General features: G+C 66.1%; 22 protein-coding genes and 1 pseudogene. 6 read left to right on the top strand and 17 right to left on the bottom strand.

Annotated features, from left to right (window positions below):
- The first annotated feature begins 18 nt into the window (after positions 1-18).
- Positions 19-1,065, top strand: a complete 1,047-nt coding sequence (gene pdhA / locus ASE75_RS08215) for a pyruvate dehydrogenase (acetyl-transferring) E1 component subunit alpha (protein ID WP_055931702.1) — start codon at positions 19-21, stop codon at positions 1,063-1,065.
- On the top strand, positions 1,065-2,480 hold the full coding sequence (locus ASE75_RS08210; protein WP_055931699.1) for a pyruvate dehydrogenase complex E1 component subunit beta: 1,416 nt from the start codon (positions 1,065-1,067) through the stop codon (positions 2,478-2,480). The genes pdhA and ASE75_RS08210 overlap by 1 nt, the downstream gene beginning before the upstream one ends.
- Positions 2,481-2,522: 42 nt before the next feature.
- Here ASE75_RS08210 and ASE75_RS08205 read toward each other — a convergent pair whose 3' ends face one another.
- The 3 genes from ASE75_RS08205 to ASE75_RS08195 are packed head-to-tail and all read right to left on the bottom strand — an operon-like array spanning position 2,523 to position 5,631.
- On the bottom strand, positions 2,523-3,206 hold the full coding sequence (locus ASE75_RS08205; protein ID WP_055931696.1) for a TadE/TadG family type IV pilus assembly protein: 684 nt from the start codon (positions 3,204-3,206) through the stop codon (positions 2,523-2,525).
- Positions 3,203-3,790 carry a TadE/TadG family type IV pilus assembly protein gene (locus tag ASE75_RS08200; RefSeq protein ID WP_235512560.1) on the bottom strand — a complete coding sequence of 196 codons (588 nt, stop codon included), beginning with the start codon at positions 3,788-3,790 and terminating at the stop codon, positions 3,203-3,205. Before ASE75_RS08200 ends, ASE75_RS08205 begins: the two co-directional genes overlap by 4 nt.
- A complete protein-coding gene (locus tag ASE75_RS08195) occupies positions 3,790-5,631 on the bottom strand; it encodes a TadE/TadG family type IV pilus assembly protein (protein ID WP_055931690.1) in 1,842 nt (613 codons plus the stop codon). The genes ASE75_RS08200 and ASE75_RS08195 overlap by 1 nt, the downstream gene beginning before the upstream one ends.
- Before the next feature lie 72 nt (positions 5,632-5,703).
- Here ASE75_RS08195 and ASE75_RS08190 point away from each other — a divergent pair, with 72 nt between their 5' ends.
- Entirely contained in the window at positions 5,704-6,360 is a 657-nt protein-coding gene (locus tag ASE75_RS08190; protein WP_055931687.1) for a squalene/phytoene synthase family protein, read from the top strand.
- A gap of 68 nt (positions 6,361-6,428) precedes the next feature.
- Positions 6,429-6,899 carry an EF-hand domain-containing protein gene (locus ASE75_RS08185; protein ID WP_055932209.1) on the top strand — a complete coding sequence of 157 codons (471 nt, stop codon included), beginning with the start codon at positions 6,429-6,431 and terminating at the stop codon, positions 6,897-6,899.
- A gap of 82 nt (positions 6,900-6,981) precedes the next feature.
- Here the strand turns inward: ASE75_RS08185 and trmFO are convergent, their stop codons facing one another.
- Positions 6,982-8,325: a methylenetetrahydrofolate--tRNA-(uracil(54)-C(5))-methyltransferase (FADH(2)-oxidizing) TrmFO gene (gene trmFO / locus ASE75_RS08180; RefSeq protein ID WP_055931684.1), complete on the bottom strand. Its 1,344-nt coding sequence runs from the start codon at positions 8,323-8,325 to the stop codon at positions 6,982-6,984.
- A 260-nt stretch (positions 8,326-8,585) separates the two neighbouring features.
- Between trmFO and ASE75_RS08175 the strand changes: the two genes are divergently transcribed.
- Entirely contained in the window at positions 8,586-8,951 is a 366-nt protein-coding gene (locus ASE75_RS08175; RefSeq protein ID WP_055931681.1) for a bleomycin resistance protein, read from the top strand.
- A 55-nt stretch (positions 8,952-9,006) separates the two neighbouring features.
- On the opposite strand, the pseudogene ASE75_RS16140 reads toward ASE75_RS08175, so the two are convergent.
- From ASE75_RS16140 to cyoA, 10 genes and pseudogenes are all read right to left on the bottom strand, one after another.
- A pseudogene (locus ASE75_RS16140) lies at positions 9,007-9,318 on the bottom strand (DUF2809 domain-containing protein); the annotation flags it as partial.
- Between the two features lie 89 nt (positions 9,319-9,407).
- Positions 9,408-9,779, bottom strand: a complete 372-nt coding sequence (locus tag ASE75_RS08170) for a DUF952 domain-containing protein (protein ID WP_443025306.1) — start codon at positions 9,777-9,779, stop codon at positions 9,408-9,410.
- Positions 9,776-12,526: a DNA gyrase subunit A gene (gene gyrA / locus ASE75_RS08165; protein WP_055931678.1), complete on the bottom strand. Its 2,751-nt coding sequence runs from the start codon at positions 12,524-12,526 to the stop codon at positions 9,776-9,778. The genes ASE75_RS08170 and gyrA overlap by 4 nt, the downstream gene beginning before the upstream one ends.
- Before the next feature lie 197 nt (positions 12,527-12,723).
- Positions 12,724-13,254 carry a response regulator transcription factor gene (locus ASE75_RS08160; RefSeq protein ID WP_055931675.1) on the bottom strand — a complete coding sequence of 177 codons (531 nt, stop codon included), beginning with the start codon at positions 13,252-13,254 and terminating at the stop codon, positions 12,724-12,726.
- Positions 13,255-13,256: 2 nt separating this feature from the next.
- Positions 13,257-14,588 (bottom strand): ATP-binding protein, encoded by a 1,332-nt coding sequence (locus ASE75_RS08155; RefSeq protein WP_082463864.1) that lies wholly within the window; start codon positions 14,586-14,588, stop codon positions 13,257-13,259.
- Positions 14,585-15,334 carry an SURF1 family protein gene (locus tag ASE75_RS08150; protein WP_055931673.1) on the bottom strand — a complete coding sequence of 250 codons (750 nt, stop codon included), beginning with the start codon at positions 15,332-15,334 and terminating at the stop codon, positions 14,585-14,587. The genes ASE75_RS08155 and ASE75_RS08150 overlap by 4 nt, the downstream gene beginning before the upstream one ends.
- Positions 15,331-15,753 (bottom strand): cytochrome o ubiquinol oxidase subunit IV, encoded by a 423-nt coding sequence (gene cyoD / locus ASE75_RS08145; protein WP_055931671.1) that lies wholly within the window; start codon positions 15,751-15,753, stop codon positions 15,331-15,333. Before cyoD ends, ASE75_RS08150 begins: the two co-directional genes overlap by 4 nt.
- Positions 15,750-16,373 (bottom strand): cytochrome o ubiquinol oxidase subunit III, encoded by a 624-nt coding sequence (cyoC, locus tag ASE75_RS08140; protein WP_055931667.1) that lies wholly within the window; start codon positions 16,371-16,373, stop codon positions 15,750-15,752. Before cyoC ends, cyoD begins: the two co-directional genes overlap by 4 nt.
- A 21-nt stretch (positions 16,374-16,394) precedes the next feature.
- Entirely contained in the window at positions 16,395-18,398 is a 2,004-nt protein-coding gene (cyoB, locus tag ASE75_RS08135) for a cytochrome o ubiquinol oxidase subunit I (RefSeq protein ID WP_055931664.1), read from the bottom strand.
- A 13-nt stretch (positions 18,399-18,411) separates the two neighbouring features.
- Positions 18,412-19,455, bottom strand: a complete 1,044-nt coding sequence (gene cyoA / locus ASE75_RS08130; protein ID WP_055931661.1) for a ubiquinol oxidase subunit II — start codon at positions 19,453-19,455, stop codon at positions 18,412-18,414.
- 227 nt (positions 19,456-19,682) lie between these two features.
- Between cyoA and ASE75_RS08125 the strand changes: the two genes are divergently transcribed.
- On the top strand, positions 19,683-21,008 hold the full coding sequence (locus tag ASE75_RS08125; protein ID WP_055931658.1) for an MFS transporter: 1,326 nt from the start codon (positions 19,683-19,685) through the stop codon (positions 21,006-21,008).
- Between the two features lie 51 nt (positions 21,009-21,059).
- Here the strand turns inward: ASE75_RS08125 and ASE75_RS08120 are convergent, their stop codons facing one another.
- The 3 genes from ASE75_RS08120 to ASE75_RS08110 are packed head-to-tail and all read right to left on the bottom strand — an operon-like array spanning position 21,060 to position 23,504.
- Complete coding sequence (locus ASE75_RS08120; RefSeq protein WP_055931656.1) at positions 21,060-21,590, bottom strand: hypothetical protein; 531 nt, start codon at positions 21,588-21,590, stop codon at positions 21,060-21,062.
- Between the two features lie 7 nt (positions 21,591-21,597).
- The gene (locus tag ASE75_RS08115; protein ID WP_156340307.1) at positions 21,598-21,981 is read right to left on the bottom strand and encodes a hypothetical protein; all 384 of its coding nucleotides are present in this window, start codon (positions 21,979-21,981) and stop codon (positions 21,598-21,600) included.
- A gap of 17 nt (positions 21,982-21,998) precedes the next feature.
- Complete coding sequence (locus ASE75_RS08110; RefSeq protein ID WP_443025305.1) at positions 21,999-23,504, bottom strand: L,D-transpeptidase family protein; 1,506 nt, start codon at positions 23,502-23,504, stop codon at positions 21,999-22,001.
- Positions 23,505-23,601 lie beyond the last annotated feature (97 nt).

Genomic DNA, 23,601 nt, shown 5'->3' with positions numbered 1-23,601 from the left:
GAAACGAGGTCTCCCATCGTGGCCAAAGCCCCAGCCCGCCCTTCGAGCGAGCCACCCATCGTCAACCGCGAGCGTCCCGCGGAGCCGCAACCCTATCAGGCGTCGAAGGACGAGCTGGTGGCGTTCTACAAGCAGATGCTGCTGATCCGCCGTTTCGAGGAAAAGGCGGGCCAGCTCTACGGCCTCGGCTTCATCGGTGGCTTCTGTCACCTGTACATCGGTCAGGAGGCGGTCGCGGTCGGCCTTCAGTCCGCGCTGAACAACGACACGGATTCGGTCATCACCGGCTACCGCGATCATGGTCACATGCTCGCCTACGGTATTGATCCCAAGGTCATCATGGCCGAGCTGACGGGACGTGCCGCCGGCATTTCGCGCGGCAAGGGCGGGTCGATGCACATGTTCTCGACCGAGCACAAGTTCTATGGCGGCCACGGCATCGTGGGTGCGCAGGTGTCGCTGGGTGCGGGTCTCGCGTTCAAGCACAAGTACAGCAACGACGGTGGCGTCTGCCTCGCCTATTTCGGCGATGGCGCGGCGAACCAGGGCCAGGTGTACGAAAGCTTCAACATGGCCGAGCTGTGGAAGCTGCCGATCATCTTCGTGATCGAGAACAACCAGTACGCCATGGGCACGAGCGTGAACCGCGCATCGGCCGAGGACCAGCTCTACCGTCGCGGCGAAAGCTTCCGCATCCCCGGCATCCAGGTCGACGGCATGGACGTGCTGGCGTGCCGCGGTGCTGCCGAGGAGGCGCTGGCCTGGGTCCGCGCGGGCAAGGGGCCGGTCATCCTCGAAATGAAGACCTATCGCTATCGCGGCCATTCGATGTCCGACCCGGCCAAGTATCGCAGCCGTGACGAGGTTCAGGCCGTGCGCGACAAGTCCGACCCGATCGAGCACGTCAAGAAGCTGCTGGAAGAACAGGGCGTGACGGCTGAGGAACTGAAGACGGTCGAGCAGGAAATCCGCAAGGTCGTGAACGAGTCCGCGGACTTCGCCGAGAACACCCCCGAGCCGGATGCGGCCGAACTCTATACCGACATCCTGGTGGAGTCCTATTGATGGCGATCGAAATCAAGATGCCGGCGCTCTCGCCCACGATGGAAGAGGGTACGCTGGCGAAGTGGCTGGTCAAGGAAGGCGACACGGTCAAGTCCGGGGATATCCTGGCCGAGATCGAGACCGACAAGGCGACGATGGAGTTCGAGGCGGTCGATGAGGGCACGATCGCCAGCATCGACGTGGCCGAGGGCACGGACGGCGTGAAGGTTGGCACCGTCATCGCGACGATCGCCGCCGAGGGTGAAGAGCCTGCGGCCAAGTCCGACCGTTCGGGCGATGCGGCCAACGCCGCACCGAAGGAAGCGCCGTCGGATGGCGGCGCGACCCCGCCGGCCCCCGAGGGCGCGGCTGGTCACGACGTCGACACCGGCACCAAGCAACTGGTGGCCGCGGCCGAGAAGACCGGCAAGGCTGATCCGGCAATTCCGGAGGGTACCGAGATGGTCAAGACGACCGTCCGCGAAGCCCTGCGCGATGCGATGGCCGAGGAAATGCGCCGCGACGACCGCGTGTTCGTGATCGGCGAGGAAGTCGCGCAATATCAGGGCGCGTACAAGGTTACGCAGGGGCTGCTGGACGAGTTCGGCGAGCGTCGCGTCATCGACACGCCGATCACCGAATACGGCTTTGCCGGCGTCGGTACCGGCGCGGCAATGTCGGGCCTGCGCCCGATCGTCGAATTCATGACGTTCAACTTCGCGATGCAGGCGATCGACCACATCATCAATTCGGCGGCCAAGACCAATTACATGTCCGGCGGCCAGATGCGCTGCCCGATCGTGTTCCGTGGTCCCAATGGTGCTGCCAGCCGCGTCGGCGCGCAGCACAGCCAGAACTATGGCCCGTGGTACGCATCGGTCCCCGGCCTGATCGTCATCGCGCCATATGACGCGGCCGACGCCAAGGGTCTGCTGAAGGCCGCGATCCGCAGCGAGGATCCGGTCGTGTTCCTCGAAAACGAGCTGATGTACGGCCGGTCGTTCGACGTGCCCAAGCTCGACGACCACGTCCTGCCGATCGGCAAGGCGCGGATCATGCGCGAGGGCAAGGACGTCACGCTGGTCAGCTATTCGATCGGCGTCGGCCTCAGCCTCGAAGCCGCCGAGAAGCTGGCGGCCGAGGGCATCGACGCGGAGGTCATCGACCTGCGCACGCTGCGCCCGCTCGATACCGGCACGGTGCTGAAAAGCCTTTCCAAGACCAACCGCATGGTCGTGGTTGAGGAAGGCTGGCCGACCTGCTCGATCGCGTCCGAAATCGTCGCGCTGGCGATGGAGCACGGCTTCGACGACCTCGACGCGCCGGTGCTGCGCGTGACCAACGAGGACGTGCCGCTGCCCTATGCCGCCAATCTGGAAAAGCTGGCGCTCATCACCGCCGACAAGATCGTCGCCACGGTGAAGAAGGTCGTCTGACCTGTCCTGCCCCGACCGTCCCGGAAATTCCGGGGCGGTCGGTCAGGCCGTATAGAGCGAACAGGATGATGCGGCGGCGGCCGGTGCCGGATTGTGGATCTGGCCAAAATCGCGATTGTCGCGGACGATGAACGACGCGATGTATCGGATCTTCTTGGTCCCCAGCACCCAGTTGCCGAACACCGGCTGATAGTCGTAGTTGATCTCGACGAACATCACGCCCGACGCGGGCGGTGCCGTCACCTTCGCGCCTGTCTCGCCCATGCCGGCAAAGCCCGTCCCGCTCGCGCCGTCACCTTCGGTGCCATAGCTGGAATCATACCCGACCCCCCGTTTCAGGCCGATGCAGCGCTGCCAGTGGATCCACTGCCCGCCGCTGCTGTTCTGTTCCAGGCTGGACAAGGTGATGCGCCCCGTCGTGGTCAGGCCGATCCTGCTGCCCTGATAGCGCGCCGCCTGCAGCACGTCGTTGATATCGCCCTCCCGCAGTTGCTGGATCGACAGGCTGCTCGTCGCGCCGACGCGCGATGCGTTGTCGGCCAGGTTCAGCGCGATCTGGCTGACCCGCATCTGGGTGATCCCGTAATTGGCCAGCTCGACCGCATAGGTACCGATGCCGAGCACGATCGGCGCGGCGAACGCGAATTCGACCAGCGCGACGCCGCGGGTTTCGCGGGCGAACCGGCGCAGGGCGCGGCGGAGGCGGTGGTGCAGGGCGGGGGTCATGAACAGATCGGCACGACGGGCTGCGACGTCACGACCTGGCTGGCATAGGGCTGGTTCTTCAGCAGGGTGCGCGCGGTCAACGTCTCCATGGTCGGGAATCCCAGCGATTTCAGCAGCGGGAACAGCCGCGGATAGGTGATCGTCATGACGTACAGCGTGACGTCGTTGGCGCGACCCTGGCCGGTGGCACCCGGATCCTGATCCCATTGCCGGTTACCGTTGACGTCGTCGAAACATTCGCCCGCATCGTATTTCTTGTTGTCGTTGCTGTCGGTGAAGCGTTCGGGCTTGAATTGCGAAAAGGTGGCGTTGGTGGTGCGCGCCGTCCTGTAGGTGGCCGATTTGGCGACCGTCCATACCGACGTCATCACCTTGGTATCGAGATCGGCGGCCATGTCGTCGCCGCCCTCGATCGCCGAATCGCGCCCGGCCTTCTGCAACGCGCCCTCGAACACCACCTGCACATATTCGCGGTACGCCAGATCGCTCAGGCCCATGATGGTCAGCAGCATGACTGGCAGGATGATGGCGAACTCGATCGCGGTCACCCCGCGCCGGTCCCGCCAGAGTGCGCGCGGCCGCATCATTGCGACAGTCGTAGCATGGCGATGCGGCGGGCGATCGACTGGAACTGCGTGGTCAGCGTGGCATTGTCCGACGCGAAGAACGCGCGGTCGGGCGTGGAGGCGCAGTTGCGCAGTTCGTCGTTGATCGTCTGGCCGAACGCGACGACCCACACCGTGATGTTGCGCGCCTTTGCCGCGTCGCACTCCGCCAGGAACCGGGCGTTGTGATAGGCGGTCAGGTTGCCGAAATCGCCGCCCGATACCCGCTGGTCGCTCCATTCGAGGCCGTACATGCCATAGATCGTCTCGTTCGGGGCCATCGCGCCATCGGTCATGAAGATGATATTGCGGTTGGGCGCGTTCCGGTTGGGCCACGCCGCCGTGTCGTTGGCGAAGACGCCTGTTGGTGACAGAAGGCGGGTGCCCCAGATCATTCCGACATCGTGATAGGTGCCGCCGATCGCCCGGAAATCGACCGCGTTGACATAGTTGCTGACGTCGGTGCGATCCATCGGCGTGATGCGCTTCACGGGTTTGCCACAGGCCGCAAAGCCGCCCTGCTGATTGCCAACGGAACCGATCGCGTTCAGGTCGTCGGCGGTGTCCTGTGACGCTGGGCCGGGATTGTTGCGGATGTAGACACTCTCTGGCCACATCGGCCGCCAGCGGGTTGCGGTGTCGGTCGGTACGCGATCGGGGTCGAGATCTGGGGGAAGGTTGGCTTGGTCGAACGAGGTCACGCCCGGTGTCGTCATCCGTTCCTCGATACAACCGGACCACCGGGTCATCGCGGTCACGACCTGGCTAGGATCCTGCACCGGATTACCGGCCAGGAAACCGGTGATGTCGGCATTCCACTGGCCGTACCGCCACAGCGGCCGCAACCCCTGGGTCGTTGCCGAGCAATAGCCATTCCGGCTGCTCCAGTTGGCGTTCGAATAATAGACGGCGCGGCCGTTGCCGTCCCACCCGGATTGGGGGCTGCGTAGCCCGTTATACTGCATGCACGCCGCATAGGTGAATCCGGTGCCAGCGCTGGTATAGGATCCTCCATCGTTGGCGTCGCCGATTACCCGGCGGGATTGATAGGCCCACTGCGGGCTGACCATTAGTGACGGATTTCCTGCGCGAATGGCCGCGCCTGCGTTTACGGAGGACGCGTAAGGCACAAAGCCGAAGCGAAGCTTGGTCGCGGTATCGGCGCTGGATTTCAGCGTGTCGTAATAGGAGAGCACGGCCGATCGCAGCGCCCTGATCTTGGACGACGGCTTTTCGGTATAGCTATAGCCCGTCGTGCCGTCGTCACGCGTGTAGGTTTCCGACGTCATCGTGCAAACGCTTTCGTTCGCCGCACAGGTCATCGATCCCGTGATATCGAGGACGAACATCGTGTCGACATCGGCGACGTCGAACCGCGCCATGCAGGTCGTCGACAGGACGACGTCGGGCTTGCCGAACATCTTCATGACGGTCATCGGCAAAGTGATGGTCGCCACGCCCGATACCTGGTTGTCGCTGGTCCGCGTGGGCACAAATCGCTTGGCGGGGTCCGGTGCCGAAGTCCCGTACCAACCGACCTTGAAATTGTTGTCGAAGAACGCCGTTGCCCTGTTCGTGGCATCGGTCCCCAGCGATGTGCCCGAATCCAGCGTCATGAACTTGCGCCCGGCCAGAACGCCGGCGTCGCACGCCTGTTGCAACCGCACCTTGACGACGTACATCCGGGCCATGTCCACCGCCGACCCGGCCATCGCCGACAACGGGATCAACGCCGCCGCCATGATCGCCAGCGTGTTACCACCGCGATCCAGCAGCAGCGATCGCGTCGATCGCCGTGGTTTGTCTTGGCCCTGCCGCATTCACTATACGCCCAATTCGGATGAATCCGCGTCCTCCTTGCCGCCGCACCCGCTAAGGTCCGATCAAATGTCATGGTAAACGACTCCTTAACCGCCGAACGCGGCCTTGCCCTTGGCTATGCGCCGGATGCCGCGCAGCCCGGGCTGGCGGCGTTGCTGGCCCTCGATACGACGCTGGGCGGGATCGTCCGGTCGACCAGCCAGCCGCTGGTCGGGCAGATGCGGCTGACGTGGTGGCACGATGCGCTGGCCGCGCTCGCCACCGCGCCGCCGCCGGCCGAGCCGGTGTTGCAGGGCATCGCCACGCATGTCGTCCCGGCGGGCGTCGCCGGAACCGATCTGGCCGTGATGATCGACGCATGGGAGGTGCTGCTGGACGATCCGTCGCCCGACGACGCGGCGATCGCGCTGTTCGGGCAGCGGCGCGGGGGCGTGCTGTTCGCGGCGGCGGCGACCGTCTGCGGCGGGGGTGACGGACGGATCGCCGATCTGGGTGCCGGCTGGGCGCTGGCCGACCTGGCGGCCAAGCTGCGCGATGGCGCGGCGGCGGCGCGGGCCGGGCAGGCGGCGGCGCGGCACCTGGCGGCCGGGCTGACGGGTACGCTGCCGCGCCGGTTGCGGGCGCTGGGGGCGCTGGCGGTGCTGGCGCGTGCCGATCTGGCCGGCACTGCACCGGGCAGCCCGTCGCGGGTCGGGCGACTGCTGCTCCACCGCCTGACCGGTCGCTGATCGGCGGGGTTGCGGCCGGGTGACGACGTGATAGCGTGGCGGCGACAGGGACAGGCGGGGGTGGGATGATGTGGCGATATCTGGCGGGCGGCGCGGCGGCGCTGGCGATGGTCGGGGCCGGCGCGCTCGTGCTCGGCAGTCATACCCGGCCCGAGCCGCTGTTGCCCGCGACGCCGGCCGCCGCGGTGGCGACACCGATGCAGACCGGTGGCGCCGAAGCCCTGCCGGCCCTGCCCGAAGCGACGCCGAAAACCCGCGAGGAAAAACGGTTCGGCCGCTATGACAAGGATCGCGACGGCCGGATCACCCGCGACGAATATCTGGCCGCGCGGCGCAAAGCCTATGCCAAGCTGGACACCAACAAGGACGGCCGGCTGTCGTTCGACGAATGGGCAGCCAAGACCACCGCGAAGTTCGCTACCGCCGACCGCGACACGTCGGGGACGATGACGCCGGTCGAGTTCGCCACGACCGCCCCCAAACGCACCGCCCGTGCGCGCTGCGTCTGTCCGCCCGCCGCTGCGGCTGTGGACGATTAGGGCCGGATTGACACCCCGGTCCATCCGTCATTGCGCGCGTGGCGAAACAGTCCAGGGTTTCGGAAATGACGCATCTGGCTTGCTAGCCGACGGACGCGGCCACCGGCCGTGACTGGTTCGCCATCCAGTCGGCCAGTGCGGCCCGCGCGCGGTCGGTGTACATCCGTTTGCGGTCGGCCTTTTTCGTGCGGCCGGCGATCGGCGGGAACAGGCCGAAGTTCACGTTCATCGGCTGATAGGTCTCGACCTCGGCAAGACCCGTGATGTGCCCCAGCAGCGCGCCCAGCGCGGTCGCGACCGGCGGCGGGGTCATCGTCGTGCCGTTCAGCTCGGCCGCCGCAAAGCGCCCCGCCAGCAGCCCGATCGACGCGCTTTCGATATAGCCCTCGCATCCCGTGATCTGTCCGGCGAAGCGGATGTTCGGCCGCGATTTCAGCCGCAGCGTCTCATCGAGCAGTTCGGGCGAGCGGATGAAAGTGTTGCGGTGCAGGCCGCCCAGCCGCGCGAACTCGGCATTCTGCAACCCCGGAATGGTACGGAACAGGCGGACCTGCTCGGCGTGCTTCAGCTTGGTCTGGAACCCGACGATGTTCCAGAGTGTGCCCTGCGCATTGTCCTGACGCAACTGAACGACGGCGTGCGGCCAGCGCCCGGTTTTCGGGTTGTCGAGGCCGACCGGTTTCATCGGCCCGTAGCGCAGCGTGTCCAGACCGCGCTCCGCCATCACCTCGATCGGCATGCAGCCCTCGAAATAGGGGGTGTCCTTTTCCCAGTCCTTGAACGGCGTCTTCTCACCCTCGACGAGTCCCGTGTGGAAGGCGAGATACTCTTCCTGCGTCATCGGGCAGTTGATGTAGTCCTTGGTCTCGCCCTTGTCCCAGCGCGAGGCGAACCAGGCGATGTCCATGTCGATCGAATCGCGGTGGACGATCGGCGCGAGCGCGTCGAAAAACGCCAGCGATTCCGCGCCCGTCGCCGCGCCGATGTCGCTGGCCAGCGCCGCCCCGGTCAACGGGCCGGTGGCGATGATCGCCGGACCGTCGGGCAGGGTATCGACGCGTTCGCGCACCAGAGTGATGTTGGGGTGATGGTCGATCGCCTGCGTGACGCTGTCCGAAAACAGGTCGCGGTCGACCGCCAGCGCGGAGCCGGCGGGGACGCGGTGCAGATCCGCCTGGCGCATGATGAGCGAGCCGAGCGTCCGCAGTTCCTGATGCAGCAGGCCGACTGCGTTGCTTTCCGCATCGTCCGAGCGGAAGCTGTTCGAGCAGACGAGTTCGGCAAGGCCGTCGGTCTGGTGCGCCGGCGTCGCTTCGCCACTGCCGCGCATTTCGGACAGGCGAACCTTGATGCCCGCCTCGGCAAGCTGCCAGGCGGCTTCGGAACCGGCGAGTCCGCCGCCGATGATGTGAATGTCGTGGGTCATGATTCGGCGATAGCGGGGCGAGGGGCGAAGGGCCAGCATGGGGGCTGCACGGCAGCGAAGTTGACGACCTGCATCAGAGACGGTGTCGTTTCGTCAACTTCGGCGACCATGGTCGCGGATGGTCGCGACGGGGTTTGGAGGAGAGGCGGATGCTCGATCATGCGGCATCCGATGTCAGACGATTTCCAACATTGGTAGGGGGCATGTGACAGGGGCCATGCGCGGTGTATGCTGGTGCCTCAACAGCCGGGACCAATGGCATGTCCGACGTCGCGACACCCAATCTGCCGTCGCGCAGTTTCGATGGTACCGCCGCCTTTTATGGTCGGCTGGGGTTCGAGCAGACGTGGCGGGATGCGGGCTGGATGATCCTGCGGCGCGGCGGATTGACTCTCGAATTCTTCTCGTTTCCCAATCTTGATCCAGCGAGCAGTTCGTTCAGCTGCTGCTTTCGGATGGACGATGTCGATTCGTTCTTCGCGGTCGTCATCAATGCCGGGATTGTGGAGGCGACGCGCGGCTGGCCGCGCGCGCATCGCCCGCGTCGCGAGGCGTGGGGCGGGCGGGTAGGGGCGCTGATCGACCCCGACGGCACGCTGATCCGGCTGGTGCAGGCCCCGGCGTGATCCCCGCTCGACGAACGGTTTCCACGACCAGGACGAGTGCACCGCCAGCCGCATAGGCAGAGAAGTCCCATGGATCGAAGCCGGTGCCGAGCACGACGCGCGCGATCGGCCAGGTCCCGAAGCCAAGCCGATCGACCGCGCCGAACCGCTGCCCGATTTCGATCATGGTGGCGACGATTAGCGCGATCGTAACGGCCGGTCGGACCCGTGCCCGCGTTCCGGCGCGCAGCCCGCAATACACCAGCGTGACGGCCAGACTGTCGCCGACATGGGGGCGGATCAGCGGATCGCGCAGGAACAGGGCGATACCCGTCTCTGCCAGCAGGAGGAGGATGGTGGCGATCGCGTAGCGGGGACGGACGAACATGACGGGCGGGCCTTCACGGGTGTTTCCCCGTGATATCGCCGCGATGTCGAGGCCGTGTGCAGATCGTGCGGTGATCCCGCGGTACCGCGTCAGCCGGCGACGGGCAGCCTGACCCTGCCATCCGCATCGCGCGCGAGCGGGCCATAGGCCAGCACCGCGTCGAGCGGCAGCGCGCCGTAGATGTGCGGGAACAACTGCCCGCCGCGCGACGGCTCCCACCGGACAGCCTCGCCCAGCACCTCAAGGTCGACCGCGACGACGTGCAGGTCGGTCTGGCCGCTGAAATGCTTGTCGACCGTCTCGGTCAGTTGCGCTTCGGTCGACAGGTGGATGTAGCCATCGGCCCGGTCGACCGGCGCGCCGGCGAAGGTCCTGTCCTTCTCCAGCGTCGCCATCTGATCGGCGGTCAGCACCTTGTAGGCGGTGGTCGACACGGCGTTCGACATGGGGGGCGGCGTCATTCGCCCTCCGCCGGACCTTCGGCCGCGTCGTCGCCGATCGTCGCGCCGGTATCGGGGGCGATGGTCGGGGTATCGTCGGCCAGATGGACCTGCGCCTCCTCCTCCGTTTCCTCGATCCGCGCGGCGGAGACGACATGCTCGCCCTTGCCGACGTCGAACAGCTTCACGCCCGCCGAATTGCGGCTGATGACGCGCAAGCTGCCGAGCGACATGCGGATCAGCTTGGCCTGATCGGTGACCAGCATCAGCTGGTGTCCTTTGCCGGCGGGGAAGCTGGCGACGACAGGGCCGTTGCGGCCGATATTGTCGATGTTGGTGATGCCCTGTCCGCCGCGACCCGACTGGCGATAGTCATAGGCGCTCGACAGCTTGCCATATCCGTTGGCGCAGACGGTCAGGATGAACTGTTCGCGGGTCCGCAGATCGTCATAGCGGTCTGCGCCGAGGCCGTGGTCGCCCTCGCGTTCGCCCTTCCACGGGGCGAACTTCAGATACGTCTCGCGCTCATCCGGCGTCGCCTCGACGCGGTGAAGGACCGACAGCGAGATGACCTCGTCGTCCGCCTTCAGCATGATGCCGCGCACGCCGGTCGAGGTCCGGCTCTGGAACTCGCGAACGTCGTCGCCGGCGAAGCGGATCGCCTTGCCGCTGCGGGTGGCGAGGAGCACGTCGTCATGCTCGCTGAGCAGGGCGACGCCGATCAGCTTGTCCTCGGATCCTTCCTCGAACCGCATCGCGATCTTGCCGTTGGACGGCACGTTGGCGAACGAATCCATTGCGTTGCGACGGACCGCCCCGCGCGCGGTCGCGAACATGACGTGCAGCTTGCTCCACTCCGCCTCGTCCTCGGGCAGGGCCAGAACGGTCGAGATCGTCTCGCCCGCCGCCAGGGGCAGCAGGTTGACCATCGGCCGCCCGCGCGTGGCGGGACCGCCCTCTGGCAGGCGCCAGACCTTCATCCGGTACACCTTGCCGGCGGTCGAGAAGAACAGGACCGGCGTGTGGGTGCTCGTCACGAACAGTTCGGTGACGACGTCCTCGTCCTTGGTCGCCATGCCCGACCGCCCCTTGCCGCCACGCGCCTGCGCGCGGAAGGTTTCGAGCGGGGTACGCTTGATATAGCCCTGCATGGTCACGGTCACGACCATGTCCTCGCGCTCGATCAGATCCTCGTCGTCGATGCCGTCGGCGGCGGCGGCGATCTCGGAGCGGCGCGGGGTCGCGAACTCGTCGCGGACCGCCTGCAATTCCTGGCGCATCACCTCGTACAGCTTGGCACGGTCGGCGAGGATCAGCAGCAGCTCGCTGATCGAATCGGCCAGTGTCTTCAGCTCGTCGCCGATCTCGTCGCGACCCAGCGCGGTCAGACGGTGGAGACGCAGGTCGAGGATGGCGCGGACCTGAAGCTCGCTGAGCGTGTAGGTGTCGCCCTCGATCTCCTTTTCGACCGCCTCGACCAGTTGCAGATAGCCGGCAATTTCGGCGATCGGCCAGGCGCGCGACAGCAGTTTCGCGCGCGCCTCCGCCGGGCTGGACGACCCGCGGATGATGCGGACGACCTCGTCCAGATTGGTGACGGCGATGACGAGTCCGAGCAACAGATGCGCGCGCTCGCGGGCCTTGTTCAGCTCGAACTTCGACCGGCGGGTGATGACCTGTTCGCGGAAACCGATGAACGCGGCGATGATGTCGCGCAGGTTCAGCAGTTCCGGGCGGCCGCCACGGATCGCCAGCATGTTGGCGGGGAAGCTCGACTGCGCCGGCGTGTGCCGCCACAGCTGGTTCAGCACGACTTCCGGCGTGGCGTCACGCTTCAGTTCGATGACGATGCGGACGCCCTCGCGGTTGGACTCGTCGCGGATGTCGCTGACGCCCTCGATCCTTTTGTCCTTGGCGGCCTCCGCGATCTTTTCGACCAGGCCGTTCTTGCCGGTCTGGTAGGGGATTTCGGTAAGGACGATCGCGCGCTTCTCGCCGCGCCCTTCCTCGACGACATGACGCGAGCGGACGATGACCGAACCACGCCCGGTCTCATAGGCCGATCGCGCGCCCGCCTTGCCGAGGATGATCGCACCGGTCGGGAAGTCGGGACCGGGAACGATCTCGATCAGTTCCTCGGTCGTGATGGCCCCGTTGTCCATGTAGGCAAGGCAGGCGTTGATGACCTCGCCCAGATTGTGCGGCGGGATGTTGGTCGCCATGCCGACGGCGATGCCGCCAGCGCCATTGACCAGCAGGTTGGGGAAGCGCGCCGGCAGCACCGACGGCTCACGCTCCGACCCGTCATAATTGGGCGTGAAGTCGACCGTGTCCTTGTCGAGATCGTTCAGCAGCGCGTTGGCGACCTTCGACAGCCGCGCCTCGGTATAGCGCATGGCTGCGGGCGGATCGGGATCCATCGACCCGAAATTGCCCTGGCCATCGACCAGCGGCACTCGCATCGACCAGTCCTGCGCCATGCGGGCCAGCGCGTCGTAGATCGAGCTGTCGCCGTGCGGGTGGTATTTACCCATCACGTCGCCGACGATGCGCGCGGACTTGCGATAGGCCTTGCCCGCGACGAAGCCGCTTTCATGCGCGGAATACAAAATGCGGCGGTGCACCGGCTTCAGACCGTCGCGCACATCGGGCAGCGCGCGGGCGACGATGACGCTCATGGCGTAGTCGAGATAGCTCGACTTCATCTCGTCCACGATCGAGATGGTCTCGATACCGGCAGGTTCGGCGATCAGCGTCGCGTCGGTCAAATCTCAGGGCTTTCGGGTTGTTTCGTTTTGGTGACGATACCCTAGCCGATGGACCGGCCGCTTGCTACCCCCGCGATGCCCGTCAGGGGCGCGCAAGGGCGGGCCGGGATCACTTCAGGGCCTGTCCGTCCGAATTGCCGCTCAGTGCCCGATTATCGGCTGTGCGCCGGTCGGTCACGGCCGGGCGGGCGGCGACATCAGGTCAGCCGCCGCTTTTCCAGCTTCCGCGCCAGCGTGCGGCGGTGCATCCCCAGCCGGCGGGCGGTTTCGGAGACGTTGAAGTCGGTTTCCGCCAGCGTTTCGTGGATCCGCTCCCACTCCAGCGTCTTGATCGAGGTCGGCCGTTCGCCGATCGGCGTGTCGACGTTGCCGATGGTGCCGAACGCGGTTTCGATATCGTCGGTATTGGCGGGCTTGGCGAGGTAGGAGGTCGCGCCCAGCTTGATCGCCTGCACCGCCGTCGCGATGCTGGCATAGCCGGTCAGCACGACAATGACGATGTCGGGATCATGCTGGTGCAGCGTCTGGACGCAGGTCAGGCCCGACGCCTGCCCCAGTTTCAGGTCGACGACCGCATAATCCGGGGTGGCGTGCGCCAGCAGCGTGGTCAGCCCGTCCGGGTCGGCGGCGACCGACACCCGGTATCCGCGCCGCTCGAACGAGCGTTGCAGGGTGCGCGCGAAGGCGGCGTCATCCTCGACCAGGAACAGCAGGGGTTCGGTTGCCATCATCATCCTTCCGCAAGCGCCAGCGACGACAGCGGCAGGGTGAGCAGGATTTCCGCGCCGCCGCCCGCGCGGTTGCTGGCCGTCACGCTGCCGTCCAGCTTGCGCATGACGTTGACCACCAGGAACAGGCCGAGGCCCGATCCCAGCCGCGCCTTGCTCGACTGATAGGGTTTGCCGAGCCGCTCCAGCATTTCCGGCGCAAAGCCAGGGCCGTGATCGCACACCGTCACCACCAGCGTATCGCCGTCACGCGCGACATTCATCCGCAGCCAGTCGGGCGACGCCTCCGCCGCATTGTCGAGGACGTTGTACAGCACCTGTTGCAGCACCGTATCCGACACGATCGGCAGATCAGGGCCGAAGCTGTTGAGATAATGCGCGTTCGGGTAGCCGCGCGCGCTGATCCAGTCGGAAAAGACTCCGTCGAGAAAGGCGTGGACCGTGGTCGCGGTCGATGCCTCGCCGCGCGCCTCGCCCGCCGACAGCAGGATGTTGGTGACGATCGCCTTGCAACGCAGCACCTCCGCCTGCATCTCGCCGATTTCCTGCACCAGTTCGGGGTCTTCGGCGATGCGCGGGATCCGTCGCCAGTCGCCAAGGATCACCGACAGCGACGACAGCGGGGTGCCGAGTTCATGCGCCGCGCCCGACGCGAGCAGGCCGATGCGGATGATGTGATCCTGTTCGGTCGTCTGCTGGCGGATATCGGCCAGATCCTCGTCGCGCGCGCGCAGATTGGCGGTGATCCGCCCGACGAACATCACCAGCAGCACCGCGACCAGCGCGAAACAGACCCACATGCCGCGGATGTGCAGGCCGAACAGCGTCTCGCCGAACCCGGGCGGCAACGCGAGCGGGTGGTAGCTGACCGTCAGCCACGCAAAGGCGATGCTGGTCGCGACGACGATGACCCAGGTCGACCAGCGTTCGAGCAGGATCGACCCGAGCACCACCTGTAGCAGAAACAGCGAGATGAACGGGTTGGTCGCGCCGCCGCTGAGCCAGAACTGGATCGACAGCGCGATCACGTCGAGCAGCAGCGTGACGAACAGTTCGATGTTGGTCACCCGCCGCCGCCACTTGAGCAGCAGCAGGCTGACGAGGTTGAGCGCGACCAGCGACCCCAGCACCATCGCCATCGGCACCAGCGGCAGGCCGATGCCCAGCCCCCAGCGGGTCAGCGCGATCGTCAGCAACTGACCGACGACGGCCAGCCAGCGCAGCTCGATCAGCTGGATCATGTTCTTGTGGCCGGCGGCATCGACCGGCACGAACGAGGCGACGGGCGAACCGCCCTCCGACAGCACGCGCTGGTCGGCCGGACGGGTCGTCATCGCGATGGATCCGGTGTCGCGGCCCGCCGCCGCGCCCGCTCGCGCAGCAGCAGCGCGTATCCCCCCGCCACCATCAGCGCCAGACCGTACCAGGTCAGCGCATAGACAAGGTGGTTGTTGTAGAAGGACACGATGGTCAGGCCGCCGACCGGCGCGTCGGCCGGGCCGGGCACCGCGTTCGCGTCGATGAAATAGGGGGCGACCATGTCGAGCCGGTGATGCGCGGCGATCGCGGCCACGTCGCGCGAATACCACGCTCCCGCCGCCGGGTCGTTGGACCGCAGGAAGGCCCCGCCCGGTTCGCTCACGCGCAACAGGCCGGTCACGGATGCCGGCCCCTCGGCATGGCGATAGGTGCGGGCGGGGACGAAACCACGATTGACAAGGATGGTCGCGCCGTCGCGGGTCCGCAGCGGGGTCATCACCCACCAGCCCGAGCCACGCGTGGTGACCGCCTTGACCAATGTGTCCATGCTGACCAGCCAGATGCCGTCGGCGTGCAGGCGGGTATAGGCGTCGGTCTTGTCGATGCGCGGCCACGCGGCCGGGCCGGGGGCGGGGACGGGAGGGGCCTTCAGCCGGGCGTCGACCTGCGCAATCAGGTCCAGCTTCCACGCCCGGCGCTGCACCTGCCAGGTGCCCAGCGCGACCAGCGCGACGACCATCAGCAGGGCGAGCAGCCCAAGCAGCACCGTCGATCGCGCCGACCGGGCAGCCCCGACGGTGCGATCGACGCGGGCGGTCATCCCATCTGCCCCATTTCGGCGGCGGCGGGCATCATGTTGGTGTTCATGTGATACATCACCCACAGCGAGCCGCTGAGCGCGATGACGACGACGACGATTGTGAACAGCAGGGCCATCATCGACCAGCCGCCCTCGTTCTTGCCGTTCATGTGCAGGAAGTAGATCATGTGCACGACGATCTGGACGATCGCGAACGCCATGATGATGAGCGCGGTCGTCTGCTGCGACAGCGGGTTGGTCATCACCAGCCAGAACGGGATCGCGGTCAGGATCACCGACAGCACGAAGCCGATCACATAATCCTTGCGGCTGCCGTGCGCGTGATCGTCGGCATGGTCGTTGTGGTGGACCGCCCCATGCAGCCCGGAAGCGTGAAGATCGCCGCTGTGGGCGGGGGGGGCGTGGTGGTCGGCGCTCATCGCAGCATTCCCATCAGATAGACGAAGGTGAAGACGCCGATCCAGATGACATCGAGGAAGTGCCAGAACAGGCTGAGGCACATCAGGCGTCGGGTGTTGGCGGGGATCAGGCCCTTCACCTGCACCTGCACCATCAGCACGACCAGCCAGATCAGCCCGAAGGTGACGTGCAGGCCGTGGGTGCCGACCAGCGTGAAGAAGGACGACAGGAACGCGCTGCGCGTCGGCCCGGCGTTCTCGTGGATCAGGTGCGAGAATTCGTACAGTTCGATGCCCAGGAAGGCGAGGCCAAACAGGCCGGTGATCGCCAGCCAGCCTTGCGTCGCGCCCTGCTTGCCGTCGTTCATCGCCAGCATCGCAAAGCCGTAGGTGATCGACGAGAACAGCAGCATCGACGTGTTCAGCGCCACCAGCGGCAAGTCGAACAGCTCCTTCGGACCCGGCCCCCCGGCGTAGCTGGTCCCCAGCACGCCGTAGGTCGCGAACAGCATCGCGAAGATGAGGCAATCGCTCATCAGGTAGATCCAGAAGCCCAGCATCGTGCTGCCGCCTTCCGGGTGGTCGTGTTCGTCGACCACGTAGAAGACGGTGGCGTCCTCCCCGGTCGGCGTGGCGGTCATGTTGGTACCGGACATCGTCGTTTACGCCTTTTGTGCCAGCAGCGCGGTCCGCTGGGCCTCGGTCGCGATCACCTCGTCCTGGGGGATGTGGAAATCGCGCTTGTAGTTGAAGGTGTGGACGATCGAGTAACCGACGATCCCGACGAAGCTGAGCGCCGCGAGCCACCAGATGTACCAGATCATCGCCGCGCCGAACGCCACCGACAGCGCTCCCAGCACCACGCCGCTGCCGGTATTGCTTGGCATGTGGATCGCCTTGAAGCCCTGCACTGGCCGCTGGTAGCCGCGCTTCTTCATGTCGGCCCATGCGTCGCCGTCATGAATGACCGGGGTCATCGCGAAATTGTAGGCCGGCGGCGGCGACGAGGTCGCCCATTCCAGCGTGCGCCCGTTCCAGGGATCGCCCGTGGTGTCGGCCAGCTCCTCGCGATCGCGCACGCTGACGTAGAACTGCATCAGCATCGCCCCGATCCCGGCCGCGATCAGCGCCGCGCCGAACGCCGCGATGATGAACCAGATCTGCAAGGAAGGATCCTCGAAGGTGCGCAGGCGACGGGTGACGCCCATCAGGCCGAGCACATAAAGCGGCATGAAGGCGAAGTAGAAGCCGACCGTCCAGCACCAGAACGAGATCTTGCCCCAGAATTCGTTCAGCTTGAAACCGAAGGCCTTCGGGAACCAATAGTTGATGCCGGCGAACGCCCCGAACACCACGCCGCCGATGATGACGTTGTGGAAATGCGCCACCAGGAACAGCGAGTTGTGCAGCACGAAGTCGGCCGGGGGCACCGCCAGCAGCACGCCGGTCATCCCACCGATCGTGAAGGTGACCATGAACGCGATCGTCCACATCATCGGCAGCTCGAACCGGATGCGCCCACGATACATCGTGAACAGCCAGTTGAAGATCTTCGCGCCCGTCGGGATCGAAATCACCATCGTCGTGATGCCGAAGAACGAATTGACGCTCGCCCCCGACCCCATCGTGAAGAAATGGTGCAGCCAGACGAGATAGGCGAGCAGCGTGATGACGACCGTCGCATAGACCATCGAGGTATAGCCGAACAGACGCTTGCCCGAGAAGGTCGAGGTGATTTCCGAGAACACGCCGAACATCGGCAGGATCAGGATGTACACCTCCGGGTGGCCCCAGATCCAGATCAGGTTCACGTACATCATCGGGTTGCCGCCCAGCGTGTTCGTGAAGAAGTTGGTGTCGACATAGCGGTCGAGGCTGAGCAGCGCGAGGACGGCGGTCAGCACCGGGAAGGCGGCCACGATCAGCACGTTGGTGCACAGCGCGGTCCAGCAGAAGATCGGCATCTTCATCATGGACATGCCCGGTGCGCGCATCTTGACGATGGTCACGATCAGGTTGACGCCCGACAACAGCGTGCCGACGCCCGCGATCTGCAACGCCCAGATGTAATAGTCGACGCCGACCCCGGGACTGGAGAGGATTCCCGACAGCGGCGGCATGGCCAGCCAGCCGGTCTGCGCGAACTCGCCGACGAACAGGCTCATCATGACGATGACCGCACCGGCCGCCGTCATCCAGAAGCTGAAATTGTTCAAGAACGGGAACGACACGTCGCGCGCGCCGATCTGGAGCGGGACGACATAGTTCATCAGGCCCGTGACAAACGGCATCGCCACGAAGAAGATCATGATGACGCCGTGCGCGGTGAACACCTGGTCGTAATGGTGCGCGTTCAGATAGCCTTCGGATCCGTTGAAGGCCATCGCCTGCTGCGCGCGCATCATGATCGCGTCGGAAAAACCGCGCAGCATCATGACGATGCCCAGGATCATGTACATGATCCCGATCTTCTTATGGTCCACCGACGTGAACCATTCGGTCCACAGATAGCCCCACAGTTTGAAATAGGTGAGCGCCGCCACCAGCGCGGCCCCGCCCAGCGCCACCGCGCAGAACGTGGCGACGACGATCGGTTCATGCAGCGGCAGCGATTCCAACGACAGGCGGCCGAATATCGGACTGACGGAGAGGGGGGAAAGTGTCATGGTTCCAGACCAATCAAAGGGTGTTCGGGTTGGCGGGCGACGAGTTGGTACGTTTGCCGCTGGCCGAATGGTCGCTTGGCGGCGCCTTGCCTGCGTCGGCCCCGGTCAGAGGTTCCTCCTGAACCTTGCCCTGCGGATTGCCCGCATTGGCGGTGTGCTCCATCCCCGCACTGTGCGTGCCGTCCATCGCCATCATGTCGGACATGCAGGTCGTGCCCGGCTTGACGCAGTTGTTGACGACCACGTCAAACAATTCGGGATCGACATTGGCAAAGCGCATGACCGGAACCTTCTCGGTCGGTTTTTCCAGCGCGATGTACCGCGTGCGGTCGAGCGACCCGCCCGCCGCCTTGTTCCGGGCGACCCAGCCGGCGAAGTCGGCGTTGCTCAGCCCGTGAAAACGGAAACGCATGCCCGAGAAGCCGGCGCCGCTGTAGTTCGAGGAAAAGCCCTCATAATTGCCGGCCTTGTTGATGACCGCGTGCAGCTTGGTTTCCATCGTCGGCATGGCGTAGATCATGCCGGCCAGCGTGGGCACATAGAACGCGTTCATCACCGACGACGACGTCAGGCGGAACTGGATCGGCCGGTCGACCGGGGCGGCGAGTTCGTTGACCGTCGCGAAGCCGTATTCCGGATAGATGAACAGCCACTTCCAGTCGAGCGCGACGACCTGAACCTCAAGCGGCCGGGTGCCCGCCCGGATCGGGCGACCCGCCTCCAGCCGCTCGATCGGACGATAGGGGTCGAGCAGGTGCGTGCCGGTCCACGTCACCGCGCCAAGGCAGATGACGATGAGCAGCGGCGCGCCCCAGATGGCCAGCTCCAGCTGGGTCGAATGGTCCCAGTCCGGCTGATATTCGGCGTCCGTATTGGTGTGGCGATAGCGCCAGGCGAACAGCGCAATCAGCGACAGCACCGGAATGATGATGAGCAGCATCAGCCCCGTCGCGATCAGCACCAGGTTGCGCTGTTGCAGCGCCACGTCGCCGGACGGGTTCATGACGACCATGTTGCACCCCGCCAGCACGGCCGGCAGGGCAAGCGCGGCCAGCATCCTGCCGACACGGGCGATGCCCTGGGTCTTCGGGCGGGGAATACCGGTACGGGGAAGGCGGGGGAGCTTCGACATGGGATCGCGTTACGCCTGCACGCTGCGCTGCAACACTGGACATTTTGTCCAATGCCGACCAACGCATATTTGACGCATAGGCATAGCATACCGGCGCGATCCGGGCGATACCGGCGGGTACGACGTCCGCCGGTTGCGAAGGACATGAAGTAATGACTGCACAGACCGTGACTGGCTCGCACGGGGCCGAACGCGATTCCCGCGCGATCAATGCGCGACACGGCGACATCGCGCCGGGGGAGATCGCCATCGGCGTCATCATCGGGCGGACGTCGGAGTTTTTCGACTTCTTCGTCTACGCGATCGCGTCGGTGCTGGTGTTTCCGGCCCTGTTCTTTCCCTATGTCGACCGCCTGACCGGCACGGTCTATTCGTTCGCGATCTTCGCGCTTGCGTTCATCGCCCGGCCGATCGGCTCGGTGATCTTTCTGGCGATCGACCGCAATCTGGGGCGCGGCACCAAGCTGACCATCGCGCTGTTCCTGCTGGGTGGATCGACTGCGGCGGTCGCGTTCCTGCCGAGCTACGCGACGATCGGGTCGTGGGCCGCGATCCTGCTGGCGGTGTTCCGCATCGGCCAGGGCATCGCGCTTGGCGGCGTGTGGGACGGCCTGCCGTCGCTGCTGGCGCTCAACGCACCCGAGAACAAGCGCGGCTGGTACGCGATGATCCCGCAGCTTGGCGCGCCGCTTGGCCTGATGGTGGCGAGCGCACTGTTCGCGTTCTTCATCTCCACCCTGTCCAGCGCCGACTTCCTTGACTGGGGCTGGCGCTATCCGTTCTTCGTCGCCTTCGCGATCAACGTCGTGGCGCTGTTCGCGCGGCTGCGGATCGTGTCGACGCCGGATTATGCCCGCCTGTTCGAAACCCGCGAGCTTCAGCCCTCGCGCGTCAGCGAGACGATCCGCAGCGACTGGCGCAACATCGTCATCGGCGCGTTCGCCCCGCTCGCCAGTTTCGCGCTGTTCCACATGGTCACGGTGTTTCCGCTGTCGTGGGTGTATCTGTTCACGCGCGAGACGCCGGCCCGATTCCTGGTGATCGAGATCATCGGCGCGATCGTCGGCGTCGTCGCGGTCGTCGCCTCCGGCCTGATCGCCGACAGGATCGGTCGTCGCTCGCTGCTGGCGGCCTCGGCCACCGGCATCGCGGTGTTCAGCGGCTTTGCGCCGCAGATGCTGAACGGCGGTGATCTGGGCGAACTGGTGTTCATGATTTCCGGCTTTGCGCTGCTTGGTCTGGCGTTCGGTCAGTCGTCGGGCGCGGTATCGGCCAACTTCGCCTCGGCACGGCGTTATACCGGCGCGGCGCTGACGTCGGATCTCGCCTGGCTGGTGGGTGCGGGCTTCGCGCCGCTGGTCGCGCTGCTGCTGGCCAGCAATTTCGGGCTGGCGGCCGCCGGCGGGTATCTGCTGTCCGGCGCGGTCGGAACGCTGGTGGCGCTGGGCATCAACAAGGAACTTGCGCGCCGCAACTGAGGTGATGCATCGCCGCCACCCGGTCACCGGGTGGCGGTCCGTCACATGGCGTCAGAGGCGCGATGCGATGAAACTGGCGGCGTACCAGCGGCTGCCGGTTTTCAGCAGGCAGCGTACCCCGGACAGACGCCCGTCGCTGCGGTGGTCCATTCGGCAGGTGCCGGATGCCGCGACCGGGGATCGACCGGCGATGGCCGCCGATGATGTCGACAGGCGGTCGTCCGCCACTTCGCCGGTAATCCGCGCCTTCGATCCCCAGCTTCTTTGACGAAAATCAATGATCGCCAGCGTGTCATCACGGTCGATCGTGACGCTGTCGCAAAGGACGAGGACGGTCTGCTGCCGGGAGCGCACAAGCGGTTCGGCATAGGCGCACCGCCCCGGTATGGCTGCGCTGGTCGTTGCCGCGGCGGACAGACCGGCGGGCAGCACGACCGATATCGTCGCGATGACCGCCGCCGCCAGGATCGGGCGAGCCGAGCGTGAACAGCGGCGATGGGCGGGCACAGCGGCGGCCACAGCGGTGGGCGCACGCGACGTCGGCACGGCTTCGCGTGCCTCGTCGGTGTGCGCTGGCGTCATGCCGTCATCAGGGGGTTTCGCCGGTATCCGGGGCCGGCTCCGACGCCGCCGGTGTTTCCTCCGAACCGGGGGCGGGGGCCTCGTCACGGCGCACGCGCGCGGTCATGCCGGTGGCATCGGCATCCTCCAGCACCTGCGCGTCGGGCGGGGTCGGTTCGACCGGCTCTATTTCGGGTACGACGACGGGCGGTTGCAGTCCGGCCGGTTCCGCAGCGATCGTCGTGGTAGCGGCGGGAGCCTCCGCCGGGGGGGCCGCGTCATCGTTGACCGTGCTGGTCTCCGTGGCCTCGGGCGGCTGGTTCTCCGGCTCGGAACCGGAGCAGCCGGCGAGGACGCCCAGCGCCATCAGGCCAGCCAGCGTCGTTGCGCGATAGCGCGGGAAACGGGTCATCATCATCCTCGTCATGCTCAGAGCGCAGCCATGGTCTGGCGCGTCGAGCGCGCCTCGATCTTCGATGCCAGCGTCGTATCCCAGCCATAAGGATCGGCGCGGAAGTTCATCCGGCCGTTGGCGCTGGCAAAGGCGGTCCAGTACAGCAGGTACACCGCCACCGGCCTGGTCAACCGCGCCCGGGTGGTGTCACCCTTTTCCACGGTCGCGTCGATCATCTCGGGCGTCCAGGTGGGGTCGCCCTTCAGCAGCAGGTCGGCCAATTCGCCGGGCTTTTCGAGCCGGACACAGCCATGGCTGGCCAGCCGGCTGAAGCTGGCGAAGGTCGCCTGTGACGGGGTGTCGTGCAGGTAGACCGCATAGGGGTTATCGAAATCGAACTTGTAACGGCCCAGCGCGCTGCGGTCGCCCGCCTCCTGCTGCAACCGGGTGCCGCCGTTGCCGGTCGGGATGATCTTGTACCCCGCGCGGCGCAGATAGCCGGGATTGCGCTTTTCCTTGGGCCACAATTCCTTGGTCGCGATCGAGGTCGGCACGTTCCACGGCGGGTTGATGACGACGCTGTGGATCGTCGAGCGCAGCATCGGCGTCTCGTTGCCCGGACGGCCGGTGACCGCGCGCATCGAGGCGACCGGATTGTCGCCGTCGAACACCGTCAGCACCGCGGCGGCGATATTGACCTGGATTCGGTCCTTGGGCAGCTCGGCGGGCAGCCAGCGCCAGCGTTCCATGTTGGCCATGATCTGTCGCACCCGCCCGATCGCCGGCACGTTCAGCGCCGCCAGCGTCTGCGTCGACACGACACCGGTCGGGTTCAGGCCATAGCGGTTCTGCGCCCGGCGCACCGCGTCGCGCAGCCCTGCGTCGAACGTCGTGCCGGTTCTGGCGACGTCGGGATCCTCGAACGCCAGCCGGGTGCGCAGCGCGGTGACGCGCGCTCCGGTCGCGCCCATGCCAAGGTCCGGCCCGGCGGCAAGCGTTGCCCAGCCACCGGCGGCGGCCAGCTTGCGATAGGTCGTCAGGCCCTCCACCAGCCCGTCATAGCCGGCATAGGGCGGTGCCAGCGAGGCGATCCACTGCTTCAGGCTGTTGGTGCGGACCGCGGCCGCGAAGGCGGGAGCGGGATCATAAGGCTCGGGGCGCAGGCCCCAGTCCTGCTGGAAATCGGCGGTGTCGAGCCGGCCGGAGTGGATGGCGTGCGCCTGATCCAGCACGGCGCGGACCATCTCGGCGTTGCTCGTCGGTGTCGCGGTCCAGGCGGTCGACTGGCGCAGGCCGTGGGCGGCGGCACCGTCGGTCAGGAAGCGGGTCAGCTGCTCCATCTGCGCCGTGGTCAGCGTCGGGATCGCCGGTGTCGGGGTGATCGCCTGTGTCATCGGCACGGTCGGGACGACCGGCGGGGGAATGATCTGGCCGTGTAGCGGCGCGGTCGTCACCGCCGTCAGGACGGCCAGCGCGATGCCGGCGCGCGCGTTCGCGGCGAGCCGCCGGCAACGGATGTTCATTTCGGTACGCATCGTCATTCGTCTTTCCCGCCGTGGCCGCGAAACCGCGTGTCCCGGCGCTTGCATCATCAACCCATGCTGTAGGCTGAACCGATCTCCAACTACCATCCCGTGC

Origin of the sequence: Sphingomonas sp. Leaf17 (assembly GCF_001421505.1) — a bacterium.
Lineage (GTDB): Bacteria > Pseudomonadota > Alphaproteobacteria > Sphingomonadales > Sphingomonadaceae > Sphingomonas.
This window is presented reverse-complemented; position numbering and strand designations above follow the sequence as displayed.

Coding starts and splice junctions, on each gene's coding strand:
- ASE75_RS08210 (WP_055931699.1), top strand. CDS start 1,065: ATGGCGATCGAAATCAAGATGCCGGCGCTCTCGCCCACGATGGAAGAG.
- ASE75_RS08205 (WP_055931696.1), bottom strand. CDS start 3,206: ATGACCCCCGCCCTGCACCACCGCCTCCGCCGCGCCCTGCGCCGGTTC.
- ASE75_RS08200 (WP_235512560.1), bottom strand. CDS start 3,790: ATGCGGCCGCGCGCACTCTGGCGGGACCGGCGCGGGGTGACCGCGATC.
- ASE75_RS08195 (WP_055931690.1), bottom strand. CDS start 5,631: ATGCGGCAGGGCCAAGACAAACCACGGCGATCGACGCGATCGCTGCTG.
- ASE75_RS08190 (WP_055931687.1), top strand. CDS start 5,704: ATGGTAAACGACTCCTTAACCGCCGAACGCGGCCTTGCCCTTGGCTAT.
- ASE75_RS08185 (WP_055932209.1), top strand. CDS start 6,429: ATGTGGCGATATCTGGCGGGCGGCGCGGCGGCGCTGGCGATGGTCGGG.
- trmFO (WP_055931684.1), bottom strand. CDS start 8,325: ATGACCCACGACATTCACATCATCGGCGGCGGACTCGCCGGTTCCGAA.
- ASE75_RS08175 (WP_055931681.1), top strand. CDS start 8,586: ATGTCCGACGTCGCGACACCCAATCTGCCGTCGCGCAGTTTCGATGGT.
- ASE75_RS08170 (WP_443025306.1), bottom strand. CDS start 9,779: ATGACGCCGCCCCCCATGTCGAACGCCGTGTCGACCACCGCCTACAAG.
- ASE75_RS08160 (WP_055931675.1), bottom strand. CDS start 13,254: ATGGCAACCGAACCCCTGCTGTTCCTGGTCGAGGATGACGCCGCCTTC.
- ASE75_RS08155 (WP_082463864.1), bottom strand. CDS start 14,588: ATGACGACCCGTCCGGCCGACCAGCGCGTGCTGTCGGAGGGCGGTTCG.
- ASE75_RS08150 (WP_055931673.1), bottom strand. CDS start 15,334: ATGACCGCCCGCGTCGATCGCACCGTCGGGGCTGCCCGGTCGGCGCGA.
- cyoD (WP_055931671.1), bottom strand. CDS start 15,753: ATGAGCGCCGACCACCACGCCCCCCCCGCCCACAGCGGCGATCTTCAC.
- cyoC (WP_055931667.1), bottom strand. CDS start 16,373: ATGACCGCCACGCCGACCGGGGAGGACGCCACCGTCTTCTACGTGGTC.
- cyoB (WP_055931664.1), bottom strand. CDS start 18,398: ATGACACTTTCCCCCCTCTCCGTCAGTCCGATATTCGGCCGCCTGTCG.
- cyoA (WP_055931661.1), bottom strand. CDS start 19,455: ATGCTGGCCGCGCTTGCCCTGCCGGCCGTGCTGGCGGGGTGCAACATG.
- ASE75_RS08125 (WP_055931658.1), top strand. CDS start 19,683: ATGACTGCACAGACCGTGACTGGCTCGCACGGGGCCGAACGCGATTCC.
- ASE75_RS08120 (WP_055931656.1), bottom strand. CDS start 21,590: ATGACGCCAGCGCACACCGACGAGGCACGCGAAGCCGTGCCGACGTCG.
- ASE75_RS08115 (WP_156340307.1), bottom strand. CDS start 21,981: ATGACCCGTTTCCCGCGCTATCGCGCAACGACGCTGGCTGGCCTGATG.
- ASE75_RS08110 (WP_443025305.1), bottom strand. CDS start 23,504: ATGACGATGCGTACCGAAATGAACATCCGTTGCCGGCGGCTCGCCGCG.